Source organism: Cyanobium sp. Alchichica 3B3-8F6 (assembly GCF_024346435.1).
Lineage (GTDB): Bacteria > Cyanobacteriota > Cyanobacteriia > PCC-6307 > Cyanobiaceae > Cyanobium_A.
Genome location: NZ_JAGQCZ010000008.1, coordinates 110,468 through 132,266 on the forward strand (window position 1 = coordinate 110,468; position 21,799 = coordinate 132,266).

A 21,799-nucleotide genomic window follows, 5' to 3' on the forward strand; every position below is an offset into this window, starting at 1 on the left:
TAGGGTGCCTCGCAACGGAAATGGGGCATGGCCAACTCCGCAAGCGGCACCAGGCTGGGGGCCTGGCTGGAGCTGGTGCGCTGGCACAAGCCGAGTGGCCGCCTGATTTTGTTGATCCCCGCAGGCTGGAGCCTCTGGCTTACCCCCAACGCCCCACCGGCGCCGCTGCTGGTGGGGCTGATCGTGCTGGGGGGGCTGGCGGTGAGCGCCGCCGGCTGCATCGCCAACGACCTTTGGGACCGCCGCATCGACCCCCTGGTGGAGCGCACCCGCAACCGCCCTCTGGCCGATGGCCGGGTGGGGGTGCGGGAGGCCTTGGCGCTGCTGCTGCTCGCCCTGGTGGTGGCCCTGACGGTGCTGCTGGTGCTGATGCTGGGTCTGCCGGCTAGCGGCCGCAGCCTCTGCCTGCTGCTGGCGCTGGCGGCGCTGCCGCCGGTGCTGCTCTACCCCTCGGCCAAGCGCTGGTTTGGGTATCCCCAGCTGGTGCTTGCCCTCTGCTGGGGCTTTGCCGTCCTGATCCCCTGGGCGGCCCGCACGGGTTCCCTAGCGGGCGGTTGGCCTCTGGCCCTGGTGTGGCTGGCCACCCTGCTGTGGACCTTCGGCTTCGACACCGTGTACGCCATGGCCGACCGCGACGACGACCGGGCCATCGGCGTGCGCAGCAGCGCCCTCAGCCTCGGGCCGCAGGCTCCCCTGGCGGTGGCGGTGAGCTATGGCCTGGCCGCCGCCGCCCTGGCGCTGGCCGCTGGGCTGCAGGGTGTCGGGCTGCAGGGTGTCGGGCTGCAGGGCAGTGGCTGGATCGTCTGGCCCCTCTGGCTGCTGGCGGCCTTCGGCATGCAGCGCGAAGCCGCCCTGCTGCGTCGCCCCGCGTTGCCCCGCTCGGCCTACGGCCGTCACTTCAGCCGCCAGGTGCAGCTCGGCGGGCTGCTGTTGCTGGCCCTGGTGCTGGGGCAGCTGCCATGAGCGTGGCCATGCACCAGCCGCCGCCGCTCCAGCACGGCGATCGGGTGCAGCTGGTGGCGGCCAGCTCAGCCCTGCTGGGCGACGACGCCCTGGCGCGGCTGCAGGCCGGCATTGCCGTGCTCGAGGGCTGGGGGCTGCAGGTGGAGCGGAACCCGCTGCACGGGCGCCAGTGGGGCTACCTGGCCGGCCGCGACCCGGAACGGCGCGGCGACCTGGAGGCGGCGGCCCGGCGGGGGGCGGAGCTGCTGGCCTGCGTGCGCGGCGGCTGGGGGGCGGCCCGACTGCTGGAGCAGCCCCTGGACCTACCGCCCCGCTGGCTGCTGGGCTTCTCCGACGTCACCTCCCTGCTCTGGGCCCAGCTGGCCCAGGGCCAGGGCGGCGCCATCCACGGGCCCCTGGTAACCACCCTGGCGGCCGAGCCGGCCTGGAGCCAGGAGCGGCTGCGGGCCCTGCTGTTCGGCGAGTCCCTGGCCGATCTCCACGGCGAGGGCTGGTGTGGCGGCCAGGCCGAAGGCCCGCTGCTGGCCGGCAATCTCACCGTGGCCACCCACCTGCTCGGCACCCCCCACCTGCCCGATCTACGCGGCGCGATCCTGGTGCTCGAAGACGTGAGCGAAGCCCCCTACCGCATCGAGCGGATGCTCACCCACTGGCGCCTCAGCGGCGCCCTGCAGCAGCTGGCCGGCATCGGCCTTGGCCAGTTCACCGACTGCGACGACGTGGTGGCTGCTGACGCGAGGCCCACCGACGAAACCAGTCCCCAACCGCCGGATTCGGTTTGTGAAACAGCCTGTGAAACACAGCCGGATCGCTTCAGCCTCGAGCAGGTGCTGCGGGAGCGCACCGCCGATCTCGGCATTCCCGTGGTGAGCAACCTGCCCGTGGGTCATGGGGTCGGCAATGCAGCCCTGCCCCTGGGGACCTGGGCGCGGCTGGATGCTGGCAGCGGCCGGCTGCACATTCCGCCGACCTAGCCCTTCAGCACCGAGCCGCCAGCACGGCCGCCGCCACGGTGAGATCGAAAGGGGTGGTGAGCTTGATGTTGGAGGGGGGCGCCTCCAGCACCTGCACCGGCAGGCCCAGCCGTTCAAACAGGGCCGCATCGTCGGTGACGCTCCAGCCTTCGGCGATGGCGGTGGCGTGGGCATTCCGCAGCTGGGCCACGGGAAACCCCTGGGGGGTCTGGGCGGCCCAGAGCACACGGCGATCCGGGGTGGCGGTGATGGTGCCCGCCCCATCCACCTGCTTGATCGTGTCGGTCACGGGGGTAGCGGCAATCACAGCCGCGCCCTGGAGCACGGCGGCGGCACAGCGCGCCAGCAGGTCGGGCTCCACCAGGCAGCGGGCGCCGTCGTGGATCAGCACCCCTTCGGCATCGGTCGGCAGGGCGGCCAGCCCGCAGCGCACCGAGTCCTGACGGGTCTCGCCACCAAGAATCCACTCCACCGGCCGGTCGGGGCGCACGCCCGCCACGATCGCGGCGATCGCCTCCGCATCCACCGGCTGGCCGACGATGCCGATCCAGTGGATCGCCGGACAGGCCAGGGCCGCCTCCAGGGTCCAGGCGAGCACGGGCCGGCCGGCCACCGGCAGCAACAACTTGTTGCCCTCGGCCCCCATGCGGCGGCCACTGCCGGCGGCGGCGATCAGCAAATGCACAAGCAACTCCCTCGAATCAGGCCAATCCGAATCCGATCCATACAATCAGGCCGCCGAACCGTGCCTTTTCGATGCGCGCCCTGTTTCTGATTCCGGGCGGCAGCAGCCAACAGCTGCAGAGCTTTGCCGCCGTGGCGGCGGTGGCCGAGCAGCTCAAGGCTGAGGTGCAGGTGGTTTGTCCGGTCGCTGCTGTGCCCCTCTGGAGCCTGCACCCCGCCGTCAGCCGCGCCCTTCCCTTCGCCTACGACCAGGCCACCCTGGCCGACTGGGCCAACCTGCTTGGCACCGTGCGGGAGCCCGATTTCCAGGTGTGCCTCAACCTGGCGCCCAGCCGCCAGATGGACCTGATGCTGTCGATGAGCCACATCCCTACCCGGGTGGCTACCGGCGGGTTCTCCACCACCGAACGGATCAGCCCTGGGGCGGGCGGCTGGCCCAACCAGGCCCTGGAGGCCTTCCTGCGGCCGATCGGCGTAGAGCTTGATGCCAACGCCTTCCGATTGCCGGTGGCCCCCAGCGATCTGGAGGCTGCTGCTGCCGCCCTGCCCGCCGGGGACGGCCCGGCCCTGCTGTTGGCCCCCTCCGGCAGCGCCGGCGACTGGGGCGCCTCCCACTGGCAAGCCCTACCCGCTGCCATCCAGGCCAAGCTGCCCAACCTGCGGGCCGTGCCCGCTCTGCGGGGCGAGGGGGCCAAGCCCTTGCGCCAGCGGGCCGCCCAGATCGCCAGCGCCGATGTGGTGCTGGCCAGTGATTCAGTCGCCATCGAACTGGCCCTGTTGCTCGGCCTGCCTCTGGTGGCCTTAGGCCGGGAGGCTTCCAGCCTGCCCAACCGTGGCGGCGTGCAGGGGCTCGGTGCCAGCGGCTCCCTGGAGCACCTGAGCGCAGCCGACGTGCTGGCGGCCCTGGGGCTGGGGTAGCCGGGCCGGAATAGCAGGGCCATACGATCGGCGCCACTGGATGCCTTGCGCCGTGATGACGAGCTCTGCCCCCCTGGCCGCGCAAGTGGCCCTCGTGACCGGCGCCAGCCGGGGCATCGGCCGCGCCATCGCCCTCGAACTGGCTGCCGCCGGCGCCCAGGTGGTGGTCAACTACGCCAGCTCGCTGGAGGCTGCCGAAGCCGTGGTGGCCGAAATCATTGCGGCCGGGGGCCAAGCCTGGAGCCACCGGGCCAACGTTGCCGACGAAGAGCAGGTTGACGCCATGGTCAAGGCCGTGCTCGAGAAGGCCGGCCGGCTCGATGTGCTGGTCAACAACGCCGGCATCACCCGCGATGGCCTGCTGATGCGGATGAAAACAGCCGACTGGCAGAGCGTCATCGACCTCAACCTCACCGGCGTGTTCCTCTGCACCCGCGCCGTCAGCCGCGCGATGCTCAAGGCCCGCATCGGCCGCATCATCAACATCACCTCGGTGGTGGCCCTAATGGGCAACCCCGGCCAGGCCAACTACAGCGCCGCCAAGGCCGGTGTGATCGGCCTCACCCGCAGCAACGCCGCTGAATTCGCCGCCCGTGGCGTCACCGTCAATGCGGTGGCCCCCGGCTTCATCGAAAGCGACATGACCGCCGAGCTCGACAAGGAGCCGATCCTGGCCGCCATTCCCATGGGCCGCATGGGCAGCGCCGCCGAGGTGGCCGGCGCTGTGCGCTTCCTGGCCGCCGATCCTGCCGCCGCCTACATCACCGGCCAGGTGCTGCAGGTGGATGGCGGCATGGTGATGCGGTAGTTCCCCAAGCAGGAGCCCTCAGGGGTTGGTGATCGGCTGGCCCAGCTCCTCGCGCAGGCGGCGAATCCGCTGCAGCAGCCTCAGGCGTCGGCTGCGGGCCGTGATCGTGAGAAACAACCGCACCGGCACGTACACCAGCGCCATCACGACGCCAAACGCCGCCACCAGCGCGAAGATCATGGCGTTGGCACTGGAGGCCGGAGACAGCGAAATCGCTTCGTCGGCGCTCTCCAGGGCCGTTTGGAGCAGATCTTCCATCGCCCGACCCTATCGAGCCTGGAGCCGTTCAGCAGCCTGGGGCTGCGGGCGATTCGGCTTTCCCCACCGTGGTCCGCTACCACGTCGGCCAGCCGCTGTGAGACCCTGATCAAAATTTAAATCGTTCCGTTGTCATGGCCAAGCTGATCAGCTTCTCGGATGCCTCCCGCGGCGCCCTGGAGCGGGGTGTCAACGCCTTGGCCGACGCGGTGAAGGTGACCATCGGTCCCCGTGGCCGCAACGTGGTGCTGGAGAAGAAATTCGGCGCTCCCGAGATCGTCAATGACGGCGTCACCATCGCCAAGGACATCGAACTCGAGGATCCCTTCGAAAACGTCGGCGCCAAGCTGATGCAGCAGGTGGCCAGCAAAACCAAGGACACCGCCGGCGATGGCACCACCACCGCCACCCTGCTGGCACAGGCCCTGGTGCGCGAAGGTCTGAAAAACGTGGCGGCCGGAGCCAACCCCGTCGGCCTGCGCCGCGGCATGGAACAAGCGACGGCCCACATCGTCACTGGGATCGCTGAGCGCTCCCAGGCGGTGAGTGGCGATGCCATCCGTCAGGTGGCGGCCGTGAGCTCCGGCAACGACGACGAGATCGGCCTGATGATCGCCGAGGCCATGGCCAAGGTGAGCGCCGATGGGGTGATCACGGTGGAGGAGTCGACCTCCCTGGCCACTGAGCTGGAAATCACCGAGGGGATGGCCTTTGACCGGGGCTACAGCTCCCCCTATTTCGTCACCGATCAGGAGCGCCGGGAGTGCGTCTTTGAAAACGCCCTGATCCTGATCACCGACCGCAAGATCAGCACCATCACTGACCTGGTGCCCGTGCTGGAGGCGGTGTCGAAGAGCGGCCGACCGCTGCTGATCCTGGCTGAGGAGGTGGACGGCGAAGCCCTGGCCACCCTGGTGGTCAACAAGAACCGCGGCGTGCTGCAGGTGGCCGCCGTGCGGGCTCCGGGCTTCGGCGATCGGCGCAAGGCCATGCTGGGCGACATCGCCATCCTCACCGGTGCCACCGTGGTGAGCGAAGAGCGGTCCATGAGCCTGGAGAAAACCGGACTCGCCGAGCTGGGCCAGGCCCGCCGCATCACGATTACCAAGGACACCACCACCCTCGTGGCCAGCGGCGACCACCAGGCCGCCGTGGCCGACCGGGTGGCCTCAATCAAGCGTGAGCTCGACAACACCGACTCCGACTACGACCGCGAGAAGCTGCAGGAGCGGATCGCCAAGCTGGCCGGTGGTGTAGCCGTGATCAAGGTGGGGGCCCCCACCGAAACCGAGCTCAAAAACCGCAAGCTGCGCATTGAGGATGCCCTCAACGCCACCCGCGCCGCCGTCGAGGAAGGAATCATCGCCGGCGGCGGCTGCACCCTGCTGGAGCTGGCCGAAGGTCTCAGCGGCCTGGCGGCGTCCTGTCAGGGGGATGAGCGCACCGGTGTGCAGATCGTGCAACGCGCCCTGGCGGAGCCGGTGCGGCAGATCGCCTACAACTCCGGTGCTGATGGCGCTGTGGTGGCGGCCGAGATCCTGCGGCTGGGCAAGGGCTACAACGCCTTCACCGGCGTCTACGAAGACCTGCTCGCCGCCGGCATCCTCGATGCCGCCAAGGTGGTGCGTCTAGCACTTCAGGATGCGGTGTCGATCGCCTCAATGCTGATCACCACCGAGGTGGTGATCGCCGACAAACCCGAACCCGAAGCGGCCCCCGGCGGCAACATGGGCGGCATGGGCGGCATGGGCGGCATGGGCGGTATGGGTGGCATGGGCGGCATGGGCGGCATGGGCATGCCCGGCATGATGTGAGGCCCAGCCGCTCGGCAGCCCCTCAGCAGGCCTTCACGTAGGCCGCCACCTGCAGGTCCACCCCGGTGATAGCCGTGCCCACCACCACCGCATCCGCGCCGGCATCGAGGGCACCACGGGCCTGCTGGGGGCTGGCGATGCCGCCCTCACAGATCAAGCTCACCGCTGCGGGCAGCTGCTGCTTCAGCTGGGGCAAGAGCTCCCAGGCAGGCGGCTGGCAAGCAGCCGTGGCCTCGGTGTAGCCATACAGGGTGGTGCCCACCCAGTCGCAGCCGAGGGCGGCGGCCCGCAAGCCGTTGGCCAGCGAGTCGACATCGGCCATCAGCAGGGCACCCAACTCCCGCCGCGCGCGGCTGATCAGCTGCTCGAGAGTCTCTCCACCGGGCCGGTGGCGTTCGGTGGCATCGATCGCCACCACGTCGGCGCCCGCCCCCCACACGGCGCGGATCTCCTCCCAGCCCGGGGTGATGTACACGGAGCTGTCGGGGTAGGTGCGCTTCCACAGCCCCACGATCAAGGCGTCGGGGCAACGGCTCCGCACGGCTCCGATGTGCTCCGGACTCTCCAGCCGCACGCCATTGGCGCCATTGCGAAGGCTGGCCTCCGCCATCGCCGCGATCACATCGGGATCGCGCAGGGGTGAGCCCTCGGGGGCCTGCACCGACACGATCAGTCCAGAAGCTTTCACTCAGCTGGCTAAGGGAAGGGAGTCGGCATCGGGAAGCCAGGCCCGCAGGGGCGCCAGGGCACGGGGTGCGGGCGCCGGCTCCCCGTCGGGCACCACGGCCAGTTGGGACCAGGAACGGGAGAGAACCGCCGCGGGGATGGGTTCAACTTCGGGTTCAACAATTTGTTGAACAGACTCTGAAAGCCATTCCGGCTCGGGCTGCAGCACCGCAGGCACCAACCCAAGGGGAGCTCCGCCGCCAGCCCGTTCCTGCAACCACTGGGCGGCTTCAGCCCCCTGACTGGCCAGCAGCGGCCCCGCCACCAAAGCGTCCAGGGCCGCGAGGCCGCGGCGGTGCACCCACTGCTGCACCAGGCGCTCGGCCATGGGCTGGTCCCGTTCGGCCACCGCCGCCAGCAGACGATCCGCCAGGTCGGGGCGGGCTGGCGGTGGAAAGCTGGGGGGCTGGGTCACGGGAGGGGTGGCTAGGTGAGCTTGCGATCCAGCAGCGGCCGAATCAGCAGGAACAACCCGGCGGCCAACACGGCGAGCACCCCGAGGCAGGTGGCGCTGCTGAGCTGGCCGTAGGGGGCCTCCAGCACCACGGCGGTGAGGGAGACCTGTCCTGCGTAGGCGGCACGGATCGGTTCAATCGCGAAGGTAAGGGGATTTAGGGCCGCTAGCCAGCCCAGCCAGGCCGGCATGAAGGACAGCGGTGCCAAAGCGGTGCTGGCAAACAGCAGCGGCAGGTTGGCCACGAAGATCACCGCGATCAACTCGATATGCCCCGGCAGGGCGAAGGCCAAGCCCAAACTCAGGGCCGTGACGGCAAACACCAGAAGCAGCAGCGTCACTAGCACCAACAACAATCCGGCGCCCCCCGGCCAGCCGTAGCCGAGCAGGGCAGCGGTGCCCATGATCGCCAGGCTCTGCACCAGGCTCAGGGAGGTGATGTAGAGCACCGAAGCCAACACAATCGAGCTGCGCGAGCGCAGGGGCGCCACCAGCAGGCGGTTGAGGAAGCCGAATTCCCGATCAAACATCACCGGCAACCCGGCATTGAGGGCCGCACTGAAGGCGGTGAACACGATCACGCCGGCACCCAGAAAGCGGCCATAGCTGATGCCGCCGGGCAGCAGGCCCTCCGGGGCCTTGGCGAACAGAGCGCCGAACAGCACCAGCCAGATCAGCGGTTGCAGAACCCCCGCCACCAGGGTGGAAGGCCGCCGCTGCAGCTGCACAAACAAACGCCGGGTTAGGGCCAGGGTTTCCTGGCTGATCTCAGCCAGGGCGGAAGCCTCGGGCTGTGAACCCGGGGCGGGATCGCGGGTCGGGACGGGAACGGGAAGGGTGGTGGTCATCACATGCTCGCTTTGCGTTCGGCCTTGGGATCGCGACTGCCGGCCACGGCCAGCTCCGCATCCATCAAGGTGCGGCCCGTGGCCTGGAGGTAGACATCATCGAGGCTGGGGCGGCTCTGGGCCAGGGCAAACACCGGCAGGTCGGCCTCGGCCAGCTGACGGCGCAGCTGCTCGATCACGCCGTCGTGCTCGATCACCAGGTTGAGGGAGAAGCCCTGGGCCTGGTTCACCACCACCTGGCGCACACCGGCACAGGCGTGCAGCAGGCTGCGCACCCGCTCAGCCTCGTCGGCGTCGCTGAATTCCCGCACCCGCAGGGTCACCCGATCGCCGCCGAGGGCCGCCTTGAGCACCGAGGGCGCCCCTTCGGCGATCACCCGACCGGCTTCGATGATGGCCAGGTGGTCGGCCAGGGCATCCACCTCCTCGAGGTAGTGGCTGCTGAGCAGCACAGTGGTGCCGCCATCCCGCAGCTGGCGCAGCACACCCCAGATGGCCGCCCGGCTCTCGATGTCGAGGCCGACGGTGGGCTCATCGAGCACCAGCACCTGGGGGCGATGCAGCAGACCCGCCGCCAGATCCAGCCGGCGCCGCATGCCGCCTGAATAGCCGCCGCAGCGGCGATCGATCCAGTCGGCCATGCCCAGCAGCTCGATCAACTCGCCGATCCGCTGGTTCCGCGCGGAGGTCTGCAGGTGATACAGATCGCCCTGGAGCTGCAGCAGTTCGCGGCCCGTGAGGATCTTGTCGATCGCCACCTCCTGGGCCACGTAGCCCAGCAGGCGCCGCACCGCCCGCGGCTCGGACAGGGCATCAACCCCGCCCACCCGCACGCTGCCGCTGTCGGGGGCCAGCAGAGTGCAGAGGATGCGCAGGGCAGTGGTCTTGCCGGCGCCATTGGGCCCCAGCAGGCCGTAAAGGCTGCCGGCCGGCACCTGCAGCGTCAGCCCATCGAGGGCCAGCACGCCACCGGCCAAGTTGCCACCTCTGGCTTTGCCACCGCCGTAGCACTTTCGGAGCTGCTGCAGTTCGATCACCGACTCAGACCGCCCAATCAGCCGACCAATGTAGGCAGCGCAAACAGCGAGACGCTGAACAGATCAGGGCCCATCAGCGCCGCCTGGGGCAGCCGGGCCAGCAGCAGCAGCAGGCAGATGCCAAACAGGTAAAAGATGGACCAGCGGAACAGGGCGCGGGCGTGCTGGGGATCATCGGGCTGGGCGCGCAAGCGGCCGCTGAGCTGGAGCAGACGGGCGTTGAAGGGCAGCACCATCAGGCCGTAGAGCAGGCCGCCAGTGGGCAAGGCCAGCACACCGAGCAGGCTAAAGGCCACCGTGGCCCAGGCGTAATGGCTGATCGCCCGGGTGGTGACCACCACGCCCTTCACCACCGGCAGCATCGGAATCCCCACCGATCGGTAGTCGTCCTTGAGCAGCAGGGCCAGGGCCCAGAAGTGGGCGGGCGTCCACAGCATCACCAGCGAGAACAGCCACCACGACGACCAACCCAGGCCACCGGTGGCCGCCGCCGCCCCCACCAGGGGCGGGATCGCACCGGCCACCCCGCCGATGACGATGTTCTGGGTGGTGCGAGGCTTGAGGAAGGCGGTGTAGAGCAGCACATAGCTGCACAGGCCCAGCAGCGACAAGCTGGCGGCCAGCGGGTTCACACCGATCACCAACACCGCCACCGAAAGGGCCGTGAGGCCAATGGCCAGGGCGAAGGCCTGGCGCTGGGCGAGGCGCCCCGAGGGCAGGGCCCGGCGACTGGTGCGTTGCATGCGCCCATCGAGCTCCTGCTCCCACAGGCAATTGAGCACCCCGGCCGCCGCCGAAGCCAGGCTGCCACCCACCAGGGTGCAGGCGATGGTGGCGCCGCTGGGGGAGCCACCGGCACTGAGGGCCATGCCGCCCAGGGTGGTGGCCAGCAGCAGGGGGATCAGGCGGGGCTTGGCCACCTCCAACCAGGCGGGCAGCTTCACCGAAGGACGGATCGCTGAGGCCGCAGTTGGGGCATTCGCCACCGAAGCAGCGGCCGTTGCAGGCACTGCTGCACTAACCATGAACCACCTCGGAGGGGACCTCAGACGTCAACAGGGATCGGGCCGAGCGACGCCCCAAACAGCGGGCGACCACGGCGGCCAGCAAGCCCACGAGCAGGGCAGCGGTGAGCTGGTGAGCAATCGTCACCAGGGGCGCCTCAAGCTGGAGACGCAGGGTCAAGACCCCGAGGGCAACCTGGGCCACCACCAACGCTGCGGAGCCAAGAGCCAGCGCTGGCAACTGTCCGAGCCCCGCCGGCAGCAGCGGGGTTGATGCCGCCAGGGCCAGCACGGCCAGGGCCGCGGGCATCGCCACCTGGCGGTGGGCCAGCAACCACCGGCAACCCTCTCCAGAACTGAAGCATTGGTCGGCGGCCCATTGGCTGGCCATGGAACCGCCCAGCAAGCACTGGGCCAGCACCAGCACCAGGGCCGTCGACGCCAGCAGCCCCCACCAGAGCGGCGGCACCGCGAGGCCACGACCAGCCATAGCGAGGCGCTGGTAGAGGGCACTGGTGAGGGCCACCAACACCAGGGCGGTGGTGAGATGGGCCGTCACCAAGGGAGCCGCCAGCAGCTGGGTGACGGTGAGGGCCCCCAGCCCACCCTGCACAGCCACCAGCAACAAGGCTGCGCCGGCTATCCAGGGGAGCCACGCCGGCAGCCGGCGGCGCCAGAGAATGCTGGCGCCAGTCAGCACCAGCAGGGCTACGCCCACGACGAAGGCATCGAGCCGATGGAACCACTCCAGGAACACCTGGAGGTTCATCTGGCGCCCCGGCAGCAGGCGCCCGTAACAAAGCGGCCAATCCGGGCAAGCCAGGCCGGCCTCCATCACCCGGGTGGCACCGCCGATGCCCACCAGGGCCACCAGGGCCACCACCAGGTGGGACGCCAGCAAGCCGAGGCGGTGACGCAGCGCCAGGTCGGGAGCTGGACCTGGTTGGGAGTGGAGATCCGCCGCCATGGCCAGGCCATTCCCGGAAGTGGGGTCAAGTTAGCCAGCTTGACCAGAACCAGGGATCAGGGTTCCCGCACATCTCAAGACTGAAACCTTGCCCCAGAAACCCACTGCCATCGCGTTGTTTTGCCAACCAAATTAACGTTGTCCCCGCAGCCGAAGGCAGCGCCCCATAGGCTGGCTTCAGGGGCAAAGTGCACCGTGCCGATTCGTACCGTCCTCACTATTATCGCGGCCACCACAGCGCTTGTGCTGACAGGCCTTTGGGTGGGCAACAACGTCAACATGTTGCCGCTGGATGCCAGCAGCAACGCTCCCACCTATGACGCCCTCTTTAAGGTTTTGTTCAGCATTGGCACGGTGCTGTTTCTCGGCATCGTGATCCTGCTGGTTTACAGCTTGTTTCGATTCCGCCGCCCCAGCGGTGACCTCAGCGATGGCCTTGCCATTGAGGGGAATTTGCCGCTGGAAATCGTCTGGACGGCCATTCCCGCGATCGTGGTTTTATTCGTTGGGATCTACAGCTACGACATCTACGAGCGCATGGGCGGCATGGTGAACCTCAACGACCACTCCGCCATGGCCCACGCGGCGATGGAGCCCCAGGCCAGGGTGTGGGGGGGGATCGGTGGGGCCGGCATGGATGCCGCACCCACCGGCGCCGTGCTGCCGGTTGAGGTGACGGCGATGCAATTTGCGTTCATCTTCCATTACCCCGACGCCAACATCACCAGTGGCGAGCTGCACGTGCCGACCGGCCAACCCGTGGAGCTGCATATGGAAGCCCGCGACGTGATCCACGCCTTCTGGGTGCCCCAGTTCCGCCTCAAGCAGGACGTGATCCCCGGCCAGCCCACCGTGCTCTCCTTCACCGCCACCAAGGCCGGCAGCTACCCGATCGTGTGCGCCGAACTGTGCGGCCCGTACCACGGCGGCATGCGCTCCACCGTTGTGGTGCACGAACCCGAGGCCTACGCCACCTGGCTGCAGCAGAACAGCCCCGCCAGCACCACCACCTGAGACGCCATGACCCTCGCCAATCCGAGCGACTTCAACGGCAGCCTGCAACCCCAGGGCTGGTTGCGGTACTTCAGCTTCAGCCTCGATCACAAGGTGATCGGGCTGCAATATCTGGTGTGCGGCTTTGTCTTCTATCTGATCGGCGGAGCCCTGGCTGGCGCCATTCGCACCGAGCTGGCCACGCCGCTCTCCGATTTCATGCCGCGCGACACCTACAACGAGGTGCTCACCCTGCACGGCACGGTGATGATTTTCCTCTGGATCGTGCCGGTGGTGAACGGCGCCTTCGGCAACTACCTGATTCCCTTCTATGTGGGGGCCCGCGACATGGCCTTCCCGCGGCTCAATGCCGTGGCCTTCTGGCTGATTCCCCCCGCCGGCATCCTGCTGATCAGCAGCTACTTCATCGCAGGAGCGGCGGCCCAATCCGGCTGGACCGCCTATCCCCCGCTGAGCCTCACCACCCCGGCAGCAGGTCAGGTGGTGTGGATCCTGAGTGTGCTGCTGCTGGGCGGCAGCTCGATCTTCGGCGGCATCAACTTCATCGCCACCATCCTCAAGCTGCGTCGGCCTGGCCTCAAGCTGATGCAGCTGCCGATGTACTGCTGGGCCATGCTCGGCACCAGCATCCTGGTGGTGCTCTCCACGCCAGTGCTGGCCGGCACCTTGATCCTGCTGAGCTTTGACATCATTGCCCACACGGGCTTCTTCAACCCTGCCCTGGGGGGCAATGTGGTGGTTTATCAGCACCTCTTCTGGTTCTATTCCCACCCGGCGGTGTACATCATGGTGCTGCCGGCCTTCGGCCTGGTGAGTGAGATCCTGCCGGTGCACGCCCGCAAGCCCCTGTTTGGCTACACCACGATGGTGTACTCGATCATGGCGATTGTGTTTCTGGGCTTGATCGTCTGGGCCCACCACATGTTCACCAGCGGCACGCCGCCCTGGATGCGCCTGTTCTTCACGATCGCCACCTCATTCATCGCCGTGCCCACCGGCATCAAATTCTTCAACTGGCTGGCCACCCTCTGGGGCGGCAAGATTGCGCTCAACTCGGCGATGCTGTTTTCCTGCGCCTTCATCGTGAATTTCGTGTTCGGCGGCATCACCGGCGTGGCCCTGGCCCAGGTGCCCTTCGACATCCACGTGCACGACACCTACTTCGTGGTGGGCCATTTCCACTACATCGTCTACGGCGGCACGGTGTTTGTGATCTTCGGCTCGCTCTATCACTGGTATCCGAAGTTCACCGGTCGACTCCTCAATGAAGACCTGGGCCGGCTGCACTTCCTGCTCACCTTCATCGGCTTCAACCTCTGCTTCGCCCCCCAGCACTGGCTGGGTCTCAACGGCATGCCCCGCCGGGTGGCGGAATACGACCCCACCTTCACCACCCTCAACCAGGTGAGCAGCGTCGGCGCCCTGCTGATGGCGATCAGCACCCTGCCGCTGCTGATCAACGTGGTGGTGACGGCCATCAACGGCAAGGTTGCCGGTGACAACCCCTGGAACGCCCTCACCCCCGAGTGGCTGACCAGCTCGCCGCCCCCAGTGGAAAACTGGATTGGCGAAGCGCCGCTGGTCACCGAGCCCTACGGCTACGGCCAGCATCAGGAAGTACCCCAGGAGGTCCAGGCATGACCAGCACCGCCCCCCTGCAGGATCCCGGCAGCCTCGCAGCCGACCAAGCCACAGACCACGCAGCCGATCACGCCACTGAGGGCCATGGCGACTTCCGTCTGTTTGGCCTGGCCACCTTCCTGGTGGCCGACGGCATGACCTTTGCGGGCTTCTTCGCCGCCTACCTCACCTTCCGGGCCGTCAATCCCCTCCAGGAGGGCAGCACCTACGAACTCGAACTACTGCTCCCCACAATCAACACCGTTGTCCTGATCATCAGCAGCTTCACCTTCCACCGGGCCGGCAAGGAATGCCGCGGTGGCAACCTCGCTGCCAGCCGCCTCTGGCTGGCGATCACCGGCGGGCTGGGTGCAATCTTCCTGGCCGGGCAGATGGTCGAATACTTCAACCTGCCCTTCGGCCTCACCGACAACCTGTTCGCCAGCACCTTCTATGCCCTCACCGGCTTCCATGGCCTGCACGTCACCCTTGGCGTGATCTGCATTGCCATCGTGGCCCTGCAAACCCGCCAGGGCGGCCGCAACACCGCCAGCGATCACTTCGGCCTGGAAGCGGCCGAGCTCTACTGGCACTTTGTGGACGGCATCTGGGTAGTGCTCTACGGGATTCTTTATCTGCTCTGATCGTCTTCAGGCGCTGGGATGGTGTTCAAGCGCTGGCAGCGTTGGCGAATTGGAAGCACACTCGGCACAATCGACCCATCACTCTGTCGAGGGCAGGCAACACCCATGGCTGGCAGGACGGACGACGGTCCCCCCGAAATGCTGGAGGGGAAGGCGCTGCTCGATCGGGCCCGGGCCCTGAGCAACCGCCCCGAAGATGAGATTGCCCGGGCATGTGGCTACGTAGGCCCTAGCGGTCGAGTGCTCAAAAAGAGTTTCTACCGGGCCCTGGTGGCGGCGAAGGGCTATTCCATGCCCAACAACGGTGGCGGCAGGACCAGCGCTAGTCGCTCCAGCGGTCAGGGCAAGGGGCGGCAGGCAGAGTTCCGCACGCGGGTGCACGGCAACGGCAACCTGCTGATCGGCCACGCCTACACCCGGCGACTGGGGCTGGAGCCGGGCCAGGAATTCCGCATCGAAATTCACCAGGAAACCGGCTCCATCTGGCTGCTGCCCCTGGAGGAGTAGGGCAAGCCAGGCCCTCTTCAGTCGTCGCGCTCAGTCATCGCCCTTCTTCAGTCATCACCATGAAAGCTGGCGCTGAAGGCCAGCAGGTCGATGCCGCTGAATAGGAAGCTGATGCCCACCAGCACACCGATCACCCACAGCAGGCCCCAGCCCTGCATGGTCACAATCAGCACGCCCAGGATCAGGGTGACGATGCCATTGAGCAGGCCCCAACCCCAACCCCTCACCTGGGTGTGGCCAAGCGACACCAGCACCGACACCACGCCCTCCAGGATGAAGACGAGGCCGATGGCGAAGGCCAGGCTGGCCACCACAACACCACCCTCCAGCGGCCCGCCGCGGAACTGCTGAATCATCCAGGCCCCCACGAAGATGAACAGGGTGGAGATCACCAGGCGCCAGAAGCAATACCAGCGGCCCAACTGACGGGAGCGGGCCAGATTGCTCACCCAACCCACGATGCCGCCCACCAGAAAGGCAACCGCCACGATCACGGTGATCCAGGCTGAGGCCACCACCGGAAAGATCAGAGCCAGCACCCCCAGCACCAGCATCAACACCCCCTCAAACAGGGTGAAGGCTTTGAGTCCCGCGCCATTGGGGGACAACAGACTTGAACCCATCAGTGTTCCATCGATATCACTCGGACCGTAATCACGGTGGGCGGCCCTGGCCACACGCGGCTCAGACCCAGCCGTGATCAGCCAACCAGGCGGCATCGACGCCAGCTCCGGAGCTCCCCTGCTCGTTGTTTCTCTGTTCAGCTCCGTTGAACGTTTTGTTCAACAAACCCAAATCGCCATTCCAGGAGTCCCCGCCCCCCCCTCCTCGGCCCGCCAGCAACCGCTCGGTGTACTTGGCCAGCAGATCGGCCTCCAGATTCACCCCATGGCCGACGGCCAGCTGGGCGAGGGTCGTGCTGGCCCAGGTGTGGGGGATCACAGCGATCCAGAAGCCCCCGCCATCCGCGTCGCAACCCGCCACGGTGAGGCTGATGCCATCAACCGCCACGCTGGCCTTTTCGCAGATGTAGCGGCCGTAGGCGGGGTCGTTCCAGGCCAGCTCGAGGCGCCAGGAGGCCGGCTGACGCGCAATCGCCCGCACCACCCCCAACCCGTCCACATGGCCGCTCACCAAGTGGCCACCGAGGCGATCCGCCAGCCGCAGGGCCGGCTCCAGATTCACCGCCCCGCCCCGGTCCGCCTTGGCCGCCAGGGTGGTGCGTCCAAGCGTCTCTTCGCTCACGTCCGCACGAAACCCATCGGCCAGGCGCTCGGCCACGGTGAGACACACCCCATCCACCGCCACGCTGTCGCCCAGGGCCAGCTGGGCTGGCCCCCAAGCCGCACCCGCCGGCGGATGCCACTGCACCTGCACCCCCTTGGAACTGCGCCGGATTGCACCGATTGCCTGCACCAGCCCGGTAAACATCCGCTATCAAGCCCAGGGCGAACCAATCTGGCCATAATCGTGCAAAGGGTGGACCAGGCAAGCCATGGTCGAGATGCGTGTTGCCGGAATTGCCCTGGATGCGGCCAGCCGCAGTCCGATTGTGTTGCTGCGCGATCCCGCGGGCCGGCGCCAGGTGCCGATCTGGATCGACCAGGCCCAGGCCCAAAACATCCTGGCCGGCCTCAGCGACGAGGCGCCGCCGCGGCCCCTCAGCCACGACCTGATGGCCTCCCTGATCGACGCGGGGGGGCTGCAGCTCGACCGGGTGGTGATCCACACGATCGAAGACAGCACCTTCCGCGCCGTGCTGAAACTGAGCCCCGCCGAGCCTGAGCACGCCAATCTCGACGCTCAAGCAGCCGAAACCCAGACAGCCGAAGCCCAAACAGCCGAGGCGGCCGTGCAGGCCCCGGCTGGCCTCGAACTCGATGCCCGCCCCAGCGACGCGATCGCCCTGGCCCTGCGCACCGGCAGCCCGATCTGGATGCTGGAGGAGGTGGTGGCCGATGCCTCGATCCCGGTGGACGCGGAGGCCGATGCAGAAGACCAGGACAATTTCCGCCGCTTCCTGGACAGCACCAGCCCCGCCGACCTGGTGCGCCACCTCAAGCAAGCCCACCCAGAGACCGAGCCGCCGGACACACCCGCGCCATGACAGCCCCGGCCCTGCGCCCCTTCGGCGATGGCCCTCCGGTGTCCCCCTTCAGCCTTGGCACGATGCGGGCCCTGGGCAGCCCGGCGCAGATGGAGGCCGTGCTGCGCGCCGCCCTGGCCGCCGGCATCAACCACCTGGAAACAGCCCCCGCCTACGGCCCCGCCGAAAGCTTCCTGGGCCAGGCCCTCGCCGCCCTGGCCGCAGAGGGCCTGGCCCCGGAGGGCGGCTGGCGGATCACCAGCAAGCTCCTGCCAGTCTCGGACCTCGCCACCGCCCAGCAGCAGCTGCGGGCGATCCTGGCGCGCCTCGGCGTGGCGAAGCTCACCACCCTGGCCGTCCACGGCCTCAACACGCCGGAGCACCTGGAGTGGGCCCTGCACGGCCCCGGCGGCGACCTGCTGGCCTGGGCCCGCGGCGAAGGGCTGGTGGGCCAGGTGGGCTTCAGCAGCCACGGCAGCCCTGAGCTGATCGAGGCCGCCCTCGCCTCCGGGGCTTTCCGGGTGTGCAGCCTGCACCTGCACCTCTTCGACCAAACCCGCCTGCCCCTGGCCCGCACCGCCCTGGCCGGCGGCATCGGCGTGCTGGCCATCTCCCCGGCCGACAAAGGGGGCCGCCTCTACGACCCGCCGCCGGAGCTGCTGGCCGACTGCGCCCCGTTTCACCCCCTCGAGCTGGCCTACCGCTTTCTGTTGGATGAGGGGGTCTCCACCCTGAGCCTGGGGGCCGAGCAGCCGGGCGATCTGGCCTGGGCCACTGCCATTCAAGGGCCCTCGCCCTGGCTGAGTGCCGCGCAACTCGCAGCCCTGGAGCGCCTGAGTGCCGCGGGCCGGGAGCGCCTGGGGGCCGAGCGCTGCGGCCAGTGCCGCGCCTGCCTGCCCTGCCCCAATGGCGTGCCGATCCCCGAGCTGCTGCGCCTGCGCAACCTGGCAGTCGGCCACGGCATGGAGGTGTTCGCGGGCGAGCGCTACAACCTGATCGGCCGCGCCGGCCACTGGTGGGAGGAGCGCAATGCCGAGGCCTGCCAAAGCTGCGGCGCCTGCCTGCCCCGCTGCCCCCACCAGCTGCCCATCCCCGCGCTGCTGGCCGACACCCACCGGCGCCTGGCCGCCGCACCGAGGCGGCGGCTCTGGGGCTGAGTCTCAGGATCTGGGCGCGGCCGCATCCCAGAGGTTCTGCTGGGCGAGCTGCTGGGCCAGGCTGAGCGGCGGCAGACTCCAGCAGCGCTGCAGCAGGGCATCGCCGGGCAGAAGCAGCGCGGCCATCGCCGCCGGAAAGCGCCGAGCCACCGGCGCCAGCTCGGCCTGGGGCAGGGGCGGCACCCAACCCCGGGCCAGCAGTTGCTCCAGCAGGGGCGGCTCCAGCACGGCCCCCAGCCACTCCAAAGGGGGCTGCTGGGGTGGGCTCGCCGCCGGCCGCAGCAACAGCTGCCAGCTGAGCGGCGCCCCCGACTCCGGCCAGATCACCGCCAGGCGCTGATCGCGGCGCTGCAGGGGGATCAGGCGCTGCAGGGGCAGCACCGCCGCGTCGGCCTTGCCGCTCAGCAGCAGGTTGAGACCATCGCGCTCGTCGTAGGCCAGGGCCTGGGCCCGCAATCGCTCCAGCTGGGCGAAATCGCCTTTGACGATCTCCAGGCTGATGCGGGGGCTGGAGGGCAGCACCAGCCGGCCCCGCAAGCTGGGATCAAGCAGCAGTGCCCAGCCCTCCTGACGCCGGGCCAGCAGGTCGGGGCGGCTGCGCAGGGCGATCACCCAAGGGCTGTAGGCCCAGGGAAAGGCCAGTTCGCCGGTGCCGGCCGGGCCAAACAACCGCGCCACCTCCGCACTGAAGGGCGCCAAGCGGGCCCACAGCCGCGGCGCCCCAAACGGCTGCAGCACCTTGGGGCCCAGACCGCTGCCCAGACCGCTGGCCCAGCCGTCGCTGAGGGCAACCAAACCGGGCTGCACTCCGGGCTGCGCTTTGTGTTGCACACCCTGTTTCACAACCGCTTGAAGCTGTTGTTGCACCGCAGCGGGGTCCGCCAGTGGCTGGGAGCGCCAGGGATCCGGCAGTTGCTTCAGCCAGGCGGCCGGCAGTTCCCCCTCAGCCAGCAGCAACTGCGGGCCCTCAGCGGGGCGACAGGCGGCCAGCAGGCCGGCGCCCAGCCCCAGCTGCAGCAGCCGGCGACGGGAGAGCGGGGCAGACAACAGAGCCATGGCAGCGACCCTAAACACCGAGCTCAAGCCGGCAGGCCTGGTCGCAGGCGGCGGCCAGGGCCGCGGGGGGCAGCCCAGCCAGCTCCCACAGCAGGGCCAGGCCGCCGGCCCCCACCCCCTCCTTGACGTAGCCGCGCTCGTAGTCGCGCAGGGCCGCGCTGCTGCAGCCGTGGAAGCGCAAGGCCGCCACCTCCAGCCGCGGCCGCACCTGCCACAGCGCCCCGATGCGCGCCAGCAGCAGGGCCAGATCGCTGCCGGGCTCCTCGGCCACCCAGGCCGTGGTGGCGAGTGTCACCTGGCACACCAACTCCTGGCGCCGTCCGGGCTCCGCCAGGGCCAGAGCCAGGGCGAGCACCGCCGCCATCTGACTGCCGCCGGCCAGCAGCACGGGGGTGCCCCGCGCCGCGGCCGCCGCCACCAAACCGGCTGCCAACGCCTGCATCGGATCGCCCACCGCCGCCAGCACGGCCGTGGGACTCGGCTCGGCACCGACCCCAGCCACGACCCCACCCCCAGCCACGGCTGCCTCTAGGCCCCGCCGCACCAACGCCGCCTTGAGGCCATGGGCCGGTTGGCGCAGGCTGCCGCTCACCAGCCCGGCCGCCTCCACCCCCAACCCCTGCAGCACCGCCAGGGCGGTGGTGGTGCCCCCCGGCACACACTCCGCCAGCAGCAGCGGCTCGGCGGGGTTCCAGCGCTCTCCCCAGGAGCGTCCGCGCTGCAGCAGGGCCTTCACCCGGGCCGGATCGAGGGCCCGGCCGGTGCTGAGGCAGCAGGCCGGGCCGGCGCTCTCGAGCGCGGGCAGGCGCAGGTGCGGCACCGATGGGGCGATGGCACAGCCCAGATCCACCACCTGGGTGCGCTCGAGCAATCCCAACTCCCGCAGCACCACATGGCTGATCAAGGCTGGGCTCACCCCAGCCGGCAGGGGCGGCAGGGCATGAACTCGCCCAGCGCCGGGCCCCTGCAGCAGCAGCTCGGCATCGGCGGCTGCCGTGCCCAGCCGGGCCTCGGGGGTGGCACCGGCGGCGGAAATTCCCGGCACCGCTGCCGTGTCGGTGGCGGCCAGCAGCAGCAGGGTGCGACTGACCGGCCAGCCCTGGTGCAGCGCTGCTCGCCAGCGATCAGGGGCCATCGCCGGGCTCAGAGGGGATCGAGGGCCACCAGGGCGCGAAGGGCCCGGGGGGGCTCGGGGATCGGGGAGCGCAGGCGCGGAAAGATCCAGTAGGCCACCGCATGCAGGGCCAGCACCACGATTCCGTTCTGCACCCACACCAGGGCGACGGCGGCCAGCTGCACCTGGGCCAGGTCGATGCTGGCGGCCAGGCCCACCCAGCCGGCCAGCCTCTCCAGCAAACCAGCGGCCGCGCTGGTGAGCACCACCCAGAGGTTTTCCCCCACCAGCAGCGACAACACCGCCACCCGCACCAGAAAGCCTGCCGCACCGATCAGGCTGCCGAGGCCCCAGCTCACCCACCAGCTGGCCCGCCAGCCGCCGGTGCCGCGCCAGCACCAGCCCAGCCACAGCGCCAGGAAGCCGTAGGGGAAGAGCACCAGGGGGCCGCGGATCGGCCCCATCAGGGCCACCAGCAGCAGGGCCGTCACCACCAGGCCCTCCACGGCACAGCGCCAGCCGTGGCGGAGCTGCAACAGGGCCAGGGGCAGGGGCAGGGCTAGCCGAAACAGAGGGCTGCCCACCGGCAGGTAATACAGCGCCACCCACAGCAGGGCAGTGGCGGACGCCAGATAGGCCGTGTCCATCAACTGGCGGGCCTGTCCGCGCGTGAGCTGGCGGCGGGATGGCATCAACGCGGTGCCGGGGCCGGCGTGACCGTGGGTGCCGGCGTGACGGTGGGCGCTGGCGTGGAGGTGGGCGCCGGCTTGGGCGTGGACGCGCCGATGCGCTCGATCATCTCCACTTCGAAGCTCACGCCCGCCGCCCGCAGGGCCTCAGTAACGGCCTCGGCGGGGGCGGCCGGATCGGCCGCAGGCAACTGAATTGTGATCCGGTAGGGGGCCGGCTTGGTGGGTGAAGCCACCGAAGTAAGCGGCGGGGCGAGCGGGGGCTTGGGGCTCGCCCCATTCGGGGCTGCCGTAGTGGGGGCTGCCGGAGTGGGGGCCACGGGCTGGGCTGGGGGCGTCGAGAAACTGCGGGAGAGCTGGTCGCCCAAACGGGTGCCGCTGCAGCCAGCCAGAGCCAGGCCGCAAACCGCCAATGCCAACCGCATCTGCAACCGCAGGCGACCCCAGGCCATGGCGG

The 21,799-nt window shown here is 69.1% G+C and carries 25 protein-coding genes; 11 read left to right on the forward strand and 14 right to left on the reverse strand.

Features of this window, described 5'->3' with window-relative positions:
- Positions 1 to 27 precede the first annotated feature (27 nt).
- Positions 28 to 963, forward strand: a complete 936-nt coding sequence (locus KBY65_RS08450; protein WP_255001263.1) for a 4-hydroxybenzoate polyprenyltransferase — start codon at positions 28 to 30, stop codon at positions 961 to 963.
- Complete coding sequence (locus tag KBY65_RS08455) at positions 960 to 1,937, forward strand: LD-carboxypeptidase (protein ID WP_255001264.1); 978 nt, start codon at positions 960 to 962, stop codon at positions 1,935 to 1,937. The genes KBY65_RS08450 and KBY65_RS08455 overlap by 4 nt, the downstream gene beginning before the upstream one ends.
- 4 nt (positions 1,938 to 1,941) lie before the next feature.
- Here the strand turns inward: KBY65_RS08455 and ispD are convergent, their stop codons facing one another.
- Complete coding sequence (ispD, locus tag KBY65_RS08460) at positions 1,942 to 2,622, reverse strand: 2-C-methyl-D-erythritol 4-phosphate cytidylyltransferase (protein WP_255001313.1); 681 nt, start codon at positions 2,620 to 2,622, stop codon at positions 1,942 to 1,944.
- Positions 2,623 to 2,693: 71 nt separating this feature from the next.
- Here ispD and KBY65_RS08465 point away from each other — a divergent pair, with 71 nt between their 5' ends.
- Positions 2,694 to 3,539 carry a lipopolysaccharide heptosyltransferase family protein gene (locus KBY65_RS08465; protein WP_255001265.1) on the forward strand — a complete coding sequence of 282 codons (846 nt, stop codon included), beginning with the start codon at positions 2,694 to 2,696 and terminating at the stop codon, positions 3,537 to 3,539.
- Positions 3,540 to 3,594: 55 nt separating this feature from the next.
- Positions 3,595 to 4,347, forward strand: a complete 753-nt coding sequence (fabG, locus tag KBY65_RS08470) for a 3-oxoacyl-[acyl-carrier-protein] reductase (RefSeq protein WP_255001267.1) — start codon at positions 3,595 to 3,597, stop codon at positions 4,345 to 4,347.
- Positions 4,348 to 4,365: 18 nt separating this feature from the next.
- Here the strand turns inward: fabG and KBY65_RS08475 are convergent, their stop codons facing one another.
- On the reverse strand, positions 4,366 to 4,605 hold the full coding sequence (locus tag KBY65_RS08475; protein WP_255001319.1) for a hypothetical protein: 240 nt from the start codon (positions 4,603 to 4,605) through the stop codon (positions 4,366 to 4,368).
- A 134-nt stretch (positions 4,606 to 4,739) separates the two neighbouring features.
- On the opposite strand from KBY65_RS08475, the gene groL reads away from it, so the two are divergent.
- Entirely contained in the window at positions 4,740 to 6,419 is a 1,680-nt protein-coding gene (gene groL / locus KBY65_RS08480) for a chaperonin GroEL (RefSeq protein ID WP_255001268.1), read from the forward strand.
- A gap of 22 nt (positions 6,420 to 6,441) precedes the next feature.
- Here the strand turns inward: groL and KBY65_RS08485 are convergent, their stop codons facing one another.
- From KBY65_RS08485 to KBY65_RS08510, 6 genes are read right to left on the reverse strand one after another with little or no spacing between them, the layout of a single operon-like run.
- Entirely contained in the window at positions 6,442 to 7,107 is a 666-nt protein-coding gene (locus tag KBY65_RS08485; RefSeq protein ID WP_255001269.1) for an N-acetylmannosamine-6-phosphate 2-epimerase, read from the reverse strand.
- Positions 7,108 to 7,560, reverse strand: coding sequence for a hypothetical protein (locus tag KBY65_RS08490; protein WP_255001271.1), 453 nt, complete (start codon positions 7,558 to 7,560; stop codon positions 7,108 to 7,110). It lies immediately after the preceding gene.
- 11 nt (positions 7,561 to 7,571) lie between these two features.
- On the reverse strand, positions 7,572 to 8,447 hold the full coding sequence (locus KBY65_RS08495; protein ID WP_255001273.1) for an ABC transporter permease: 876 nt from the start codon (positions 8,445 to 8,447) through the stop codon (positions 7,572 to 7,574).
- Positions 8,447 to 9,484: an ATP-binding cassette domain-containing protein gene (locus KBY65_RS08500; RefSeq protein ID WP_198953843.1), complete on the reverse strand. Its 1,038-nt coding sequence runs from the start codon at positions 9,482 to 9,484 to the stop codon at positions 8,447 to 8,449. Before KBY65_RS08500 ends, KBY65_RS08495 begins: the two co-directional genes overlap by 1 nt.
- A gap of 17 nt (positions 9,485 to 9,501) precedes the next feature.
- Positions 9,502 to 10,509, reverse strand: a complete 1,008-nt coding sequence (locus KBY65_RS08505; protein WP_255001274.1) for a heme o synthase — start codon at positions 10,507 to 10,509, stop codon at positions 9,502 to 9,504.
- Positions 10,502 to 11,455, reverse strand: coding sequence for a COX15/CtaA family protein (locus KBY65_RS08510; RefSeq protein ID WP_255001276.1), 954 nt, complete (start codon positions 11,453 to 11,455; stop codon positions 10,502 to 10,504). The genes KBY65_RS08505 and KBY65_RS08510 overlap by 8 nt, the downstream gene beginning before the upstream one ends.
- 195 nt (positions 11,456 to 11,650) lie before the next feature.
- Between KBY65_RS08510 and KBY65_RS08515 the strand changes: the two genes are divergently transcribed.
- From KBY65_RS08515 to KBY65_RS08530, 4 genes are all read left to right on the forward strand, one after another.
- A complete protein-coding gene (locus KBY65_RS08515; RefSeq protein ID WP_409996017.1) occupies positions 11,651 to 12,469 on the forward strand; it encodes a cytochrome c oxidase subunit II in 819 nt (272 codons plus the stop codon).
- 6 nt (positions 12,470 to 12,475) lie between these two features.
- Positions 12,476 to 14,110 (forward strand): cytochrome c oxidase subunit I, encoded by a 1,635-nt coding sequence (gene ctaD / locus KBY65_RS08520; protein ID WP_094559717.1) that lies wholly within the window; start codon positions 12,476 to 12,478, stop codon positions 14,108 to 14,110.
- Positions 14,107 to 14,733 carry a heme-copper oxidase subunit III gene (locus KBY65_RS08525; RefSeq protein ID WP_094559716.1) on the forward strand — a complete coding sequence of 209 codons (627 nt, stop codon included), beginning with the start codon at positions 14,107 to 14,109 and terminating at the stop codon, positions 14,731 to 14,733. Before ctaD ends, KBY65_RS08525 begins: the two co-directional genes overlap by 4 nt.
- Positions 14,734 to 14,871: 138 nt before the next feature.
- Positions 14,872 to 15,240: an AbrB family transcriptional regulator gene (locus tag KBY65_RS08530; protein ID WP_254987613.1), complete on the forward strand. Its 369-nt coding sequence runs from the start codon at positions 14,872 to 14,874 to the stop codon at positions 15,238 to 15,240.
- 47 nt (positions 15,241 to 15,287) lie between these two features.
- On the opposite strand, the gene KBY65_RS08535 is transcribed toward KBY65_RS08530, so the two are convergent.
- Together KBY65_RS08535 and KBY65_RS08540 are read right to left on the reverse strand one after the other, a co-directional pair.
- On the reverse strand, positions 15,288 to 15,863 hold the full coding sequence (locus KBY65_RS08535; RefSeq protein WP_255001278.1) for an HdeD family acid-resistance protein: 576 nt from the start codon (positions 15,861 to 15,863) through the stop codon (positions 15,288 to 15,290).
- Positions 15,864 to 15,924: 61 nt separating this feature from the next.
- Complete coding sequence (locus KBY65_RS08540) at positions 15,925 to 16,671, reverse strand: riboflavin synthase (protein ID WP_094559713.1); 747 nt, start codon at positions 16,669 to 16,671, stop codon at positions 15,925 to 15,927.
- Between the two features lie 64 nt (positions 16,672 to 16,735).
- On the opposite strand from KBY65_RS08540, the gene KBY65_RS08545 reads away from it, so the two are divergent.
- Positions 16,736 to 17,347 (forward strand): bifunctional nuclease family protein, encoded by a 612-nt coding sequence (locus tag KBY65_RS08545; protein WP_254987526.1) that lies wholly within the window; start codon positions 16,736 to 16,738, stop codon positions 17,345 to 17,347.
- On the forward strand, positions 17,344 to 18,483 hold the full coding sequence (locus KBY65_RS08550) for an aldo/keto reductase (RefSeq protein ID WP_255001280.1): 1,140 nt from the start codon (positions 17,344 to 17,346) through the stop codon (positions 18,481 to 18,483). The genes KBY65_RS08545 and KBY65_RS08550 overlap by 4 nt, the downstream gene beginning before the upstream one ends.
- A gap of 3 nt (positions 18,484 to 18,486) precedes the next feature.
- Here KBY65_RS08550 and KBY65_RS08555 read toward each other — a convergent pair whose 3' ends face one another.
- From KBY65_RS08555 to KBY65_RS08570, 4 genes are read right to left on the reverse strand one after another with little or no spacing between them, the layout of a single operon-like run.
- Complete coding sequence (locus tag KBY65_RS08555) at positions 18,487 to 19,539, reverse strand: twin-arginine translocation pathway signal (RefSeq protein ID WP_255001282.1); 1,053 nt, start codon at positions 19,537 to 19,539, stop codon at positions 18,487 to 18,489.
- A gap of 10 nt (positions 19,540 to 19,549) precedes the next feature.
- The gene (locus KBY65_RS08560) at positions 19,550 to 20,674 is read right to left on the reverse strand and encodes a nicotinate-nucleotide--dimethylbenzimidazole phosphoribosyltransferase (protein WP_255001284.1); all 1,125 of its coding nucleotides are present in this window, start codon (positions 20,672 to 20,674) and stop codon (positions 19,550 to 19,552) included.
- Positions 20,675 to 20,682: 8 nt separating this feature from the next.
- On the reverse strand, positions 20,683 to 21,345 hold the full coding sequence (locus tag KBY65_RS08565) for a DUF2232 domain-containing protein (protein WP_254987531.1): 663 nt from the start codon (positions 21,343 to 21,345) through the stop codon (positions 20,683 to 20,685).
- Positions 21,345 to 21,794 (reverse strand): hypothetical protein, encoded by a 450-nt coding sequence (locus tag KBY65_RS08570; RefSeq protein ID WP_255001286.1) that lies wholly within the window; start codon positions 21,792 to 21,794, stop codon positions 21,345 to 21,347. Before KBY65_RS08570 ends, KBY65_RS08565 begins: the two co-directional genes overlap by 1 nt.
- Positions 21,795 to 21,799: the final 5 nt, after the last annotated feature.